Genomic DNA, 4,132 nt, shown 5'->3' on the forward strand with positions numbered 1-4,132 from the left:
GGTCTCTCCCGGCCTGGAAGCGAGCGATGCCTCTAGGGGGCAGTCCAACTTGGTCGTGGCGTAGGTGCGCTGAAATCGCCGCCGACTTCGGCAGCGAAGCTGCGCTCGATCAGTCGCGAGCCGAAGCCCCGGCGCGACGGCTGGGCTAGAATGCGCGGCACACCCTGCTCATACCAAGTTAGGCGAAGGAGAGGCGTTCACCCTCGTGCACGACGTGCCTGTGCGGGTCGACGCTACCGACCTCGTTCGAAAGCGCCCCGTATTTGTTGGCGTTGGTCGCGAGCTCATGCAGCGCCCGGGCCAGCGCCAGAGCTGGCTCAGCGGCGAGGTGGACGTTTGGGCCGCTCGCCCGGATGCTAGCTGCCGTACCGCCGCGGTGGGCCGCATGCGTGCCCTTCAGGACGTCGGCAATGGGGGCCTGGGTCCAACTCGCCTAAGAGCGCCTAACGAAACTAGGGGTTGGCGCGTTGGTAGGGCATGGCGAAGTTCCTCGTTTCCGACGATCTCTGGGCGGTGATCGCGCCGTTGCTGCCATCGGCGCGGGCGCGTCCGAAGGGCGGGGCGGCCACCGATCCCGGACTGGGCGGCGCTGACGGGCATCCTGTTCGTGCTGCGCACCGGTTTGCCGTAAGAGTACCTGCCGCAGGAGGTGGGCGGCGGTTCGGGCATGTCGTGCTTGCGGCAGCTGCGTGGTTGGCAGGCGCCGGGAGTCTGGGCGGCCCTGCATCGTGTCGGGGTAGGTCATTCATATGCAGGGACAGTTCGCCTATTGGATCAATTGGTGACCGAGGGATTGATCGAGCGTAGGAGCATTCGACAGACGGACGCGCGCGATCCATTTATCTTACTCAAACTGGCAATGTGTTGAGCGATGAGGTTCTTGCTTCGCGCGATCAAGTGATCGCCGAAGGGTTATCAATCCTTATTCAAGACAAAATGAAAATCTTATCGGACATCGCCCAACCCGTTGCTCGCAATCGCTTGAAAATCTCAATCAGTCATACCGCATCTGCCGCCTGCGGTGCTACGAGAGTTGCATGAAATGCCCCATTGACGCTGAATTGTATGAGCGAGGGGTAGACCGCAAGAACAACGACGACACGTAAAAGGATCGCATTCTTAGCTTCAGCGATGCGTCGCACTTTCGACTACATTCGCTAATTATTAAGACCACACTTCCGACGTTCTCATAAGAATTATCTATCCAAGCGCCAGGTCGGTCGCGCGAAGTGGCAGCTATACCCCCCAGGATAGCGCACCAGATATCTTTGGTGCTCTGGCTCCGCCTCCCAAAAGGGTTCTTCCGGATTAATTTCCGACACGACCGGGCCAGGCCAACGACCTGATGCCTCGATCTCGAAGATGGTCGCCAGGGCGATTTCCTTCTGCCTCTCGGTGGTATAGAAAATCGCCGATCGATAGCTGGGACCGAAATCACTGCCTTGTTGTTCGTATGATGTGGGGTCGTGGATCTGGAAGAAGAGTTCCAGGAGTGAACGGTAGCTAATCACCAAAGGGTCGAAAGCCACTTCTACCGCTTCCGCATACCCGTAATGCCTCGCGTAGGTCGGATCGGGTATGTCACCGCCTATGAAGCCGACACGCGTCGATACGACACCCTTGGCTCGGCGCAGCAAATCCTCCGTGCCCCAGAAGCAGCCGCCTGCGAGAAGTGCTCGCTCGGTCGCGACCACCGCATTGCCGGTATGTGATTGGCTCACAGTCTGTTCGCCCCCTCGGTTTGCTCCATCGTCAACTCGGCCTCAAGGGTTCGGTAGCTTGACTGGTGTTCAAGAGATCGGTCTGTACATCCGAACCCCGAATGAGACTCAGATCGACGGGACATCTATCCGCGATAGCGAGGATCCGAGCGCGCTGATCATCGCTCAGCGGCCCATCAAGGACGATGGTGCGGGTGAACCGGTCAGGTGGCATCATGTCCGGCACTTTCTCGTGTCGCACGGTTGTGCTCGCCCGTTCGAGCGGAAAGCCCTTGCGGTTCGCATAAAGACGCATCGTCATCACCGTGCAGGCTGCAAGGCCGGCAGATACGAGTTCGTAAGGAGATAGTCCGGTTCCAAGACCACCGACCGATGCTGGCTCGTCGGCGAAGAGAGTGTGCTCGCCGCTGTGGATCTCAAGTTGAAACGTCCCTGCGAGAGTTTCGGCGGCGACAACGCCCTCGGCAACCTCGATCTGCGGAAGATCCGTTGTGAGTGACGGGAGAAAGCGGCTTGCCCAAGCCGCCACCATAGCCGCGGCGTAGTTGGCGTCTGTAGCGTTGGTGAGAAGGTGATCCGCCTTGTCGAGCGAGACGAAGCTTTTTGGATGCCTGGACGCGACGAAGATGCGCGACGCATGATCGATGCCGACCACCTGATCCACCGGAGAATGCATGACCAGCACCGGACGTCGCAGAGTGGCAATGGACTTCTCGACGTCGACTCCCTCAACTGCCTCAAGAAAGCTGCGGCGTATGAGGAAGGGTCTGCCGGCGATCAAAACCGAGGCCTCACCCTCGCCTGCGATGGTGTCTAGATCGTTCGGTCGGAAAACGCGCAAGATGTGCTGAAGGTCGGCTGGCGCACCGATCGTCGCCACCGCCGCGACGTCAGGCAACTCGGCCGCGGCTACGATCGCAGCGGTGCCACCCAGGCTGTGCCCGACAAGGAGGGAGGGCGACATACCCGCCGCCGCCATCGCCTTTGCGGCAGCACGAAGGTCCTCGACGTCTGACGCGAAGCTGACAGGTTTCAGCGGCCCACCGCTGATCCCGCTTCCGGCGAAGTCGAACCTTAAGACCCCGATGCCCGCACGCGACAGCGCGCGCGAGATGTTAACGGCCGCGCGACTATCCTTCCCGCAGGTAAAGCAGTGGGCAAAAATCGCCCAGCCCCGCGGTGTCCCCTTTGGCGGCTCGAGGTGCCCGGAAACCTCAGACCCAGCCCCGCAACCGAACGTGAATGCTTTTTCTGCCATGTCCATTGAACCTCCAGTACGCGGCTTACAGGTTTCGCGGTCAGATCTTCCGACGGAGCTGAGCGAAGCGCACCGCCAACCAGTAATCATCATATCAGGATATGTTTTATATGCACAGCTCATATAGACAAACCATCAACCCGCTATTGTGTGCGCCGAGCATGCTACTAACACATGCTTGTCAAAAGCAGCCTTGCAGAAAAGACAGAAGTCGGCCCGCAGGAGCCAAAGGACTATGAAACTAAAGCAATCAACTATTTTATCAATTTTGCCGAAACGCTGCATCTCACGACATCCACTTTCCTGAGCGGTGTGTCACGGCCGAGTATGAGTCGTGCGATCCGCCGCTCGAAAGATAAGCTTGGCGGGCCGCGGGTCGATTGCAACGGAAAGAACAGCCGGCTAACTGGCCTTGGCCCGGACGTCGGGGCAGAATTCCAGCGCACGGTGATCGCGATGAAGAGAGTCCTCAATGCCTCGGAGAACTGCGCGACGGAGGTACACCGCTTGCTTGATGTGGCCGTCGCGCCCACCGTCGGACCATAAGAATTTACGGCATTATTCGAGAGCGAATCAACGGAGATACAATCCATCGAGATTGAGTTACACTCGCTCCAGTTGAACGAGGAAGCATCGGGACTGCTTGCGGGAAAACACCACGCATACATCTTGTAACATGCAATAAGACCGGAACACAAGCTAGATGTCTGTCCTTTGCTTTCAGAGCGCTTCTCGATCGGCTGTTCTGGAGACCATCCCATGGCAGCCGGTAGATTACGTGGATCAAAGTACTGCCAGAGTTTAGTTTTGTCGATAGCCTGAAATGCGGATTTCGCGATTAGATCCCCGCTCGTTTCGCGCGGCGGGACGTGCTTATGCACCTCCGTTTCATTTAGATCGCAAGGACTGGCGGCGATGGGTCGTCGGTGACGGGCAGGCCATATGCATTCTTCCGGAACGATCGGTCACAGCGCACGGCCTAGTCACACAGCCGAACGATGGATTTGTCTCGGAGCGCGAAATCGGGATCGCGACCGTATCCAGCTCCACGGCAACGGTCGAGATTTGAAAATTTCGCAACTGGCCGACCAGTACGAGTGGAACTCAATCACGATGTAAAGAACGTCGGCGTTATGAAAACTATGCGCGCAGC

3 protein-coding genes and 2 pseudogenes are annotated in these 4,132 nt (G+C 58.5%); 2 read left to right on the forward strand and 3 right to left on the reverse strand.

Features of this window, described 5'->3' with window-relative positions:
• Nucleotides 1-448, reverse strand: a pseudogene (locus K2Y56_RS02165) (histidine kinase); the annotation flags it as partial.
• A 29-nt stretch (nt 449-477) separates the two neighbouring features.
• Between K2Y56_RS02165 and K2Y56_RS02170 the strand changes: the two are divergent.
• A pseudogene (locus K2Y56_RS02170) lies at nt 478-733 on the forward strand (transposase); the annotation flags it as partial.
• Between the two features lie 463 nt (nt 734-1,196).
• Here the strand turns inward: K2Y56_RS02170 and msrA are convergent.
• Together msrA and K2Y56_RS02180 are read right to left on the reverse strand one after the other, a co-directional pair.
• The gene (gene msrA / locus K2Y56_RS02175; protein WP_292504464.1) at nt 1,197-1,694 is read right to left on the reverse strand and encodes a peptide-methionine (S)-S-oxide reductase MsrA; all 498 of its coding nucleotides are present in this window, start codon (nt 1,692-1,694) and stop codon (nt 1,197-1,199) included.
• Nucleotides 1,695-1,752: 58 nt separating this feature from the next.
• Nucleotides 1,753-2,985: a bifunctional alpha/beta hydrolase/OsmC family protein gene (locus K2Y56_RS02180; RefSeq protein ID WP_292504458.1), complete on the reverse strand. Its 1,233-nt coding sequence runs from the start codon at nt 2,983-2,985 to the stop codon at nt 1,753-1,755.
• 168 nt (nt 2,986-3,153) lie between these two features.
• On the opposite strand from K2Y56_RS02180, the gene K2Y56_RS02185 reads away from it, so the two are divergent.
• Nucleotides 3,154-3,525 carry a hypothetical protein gene (locus tag K2Y56_RS02185; protein WP_292504461.1) on the forward strand — a complete coding sequence of 124 codons (372 nt, stop codon included), beginning with the start codon at nt 3,154-3,156 and terminating at the stop codon, nt 3,523-3,525.
• Nucleotides 3,526-4,132: the final 607 nt, after the last annotated feature.

It is taken from the genome of Methylobacterium sp. (genome assembly GCF_019745455.1).
Classification (GTDB): Bacteria; Pseudomonadota; Alphaproteobacteria; order Rhizobiales; family Beijerinckiaceae; genus Methylobacterium.

Excerpts from the sequence above, each read along its gene's own strand:
- K2Y56_RS02185 (WP_292504461.1), top strand. The coding sequence starts at position 3,154 with ATGCTTGTCAAAAGCAGCCTTGCAGAAAAGACAGAAGTCGGCCCGCAG.
- K2Y56_RS02180 (WP_292504458.1), bottom strand. The coding sequence starts at position 2,985 with ATGGACATGGCAGAAAAAGCATTCACGTTCGGTTGCGGGGCTGGGTCT.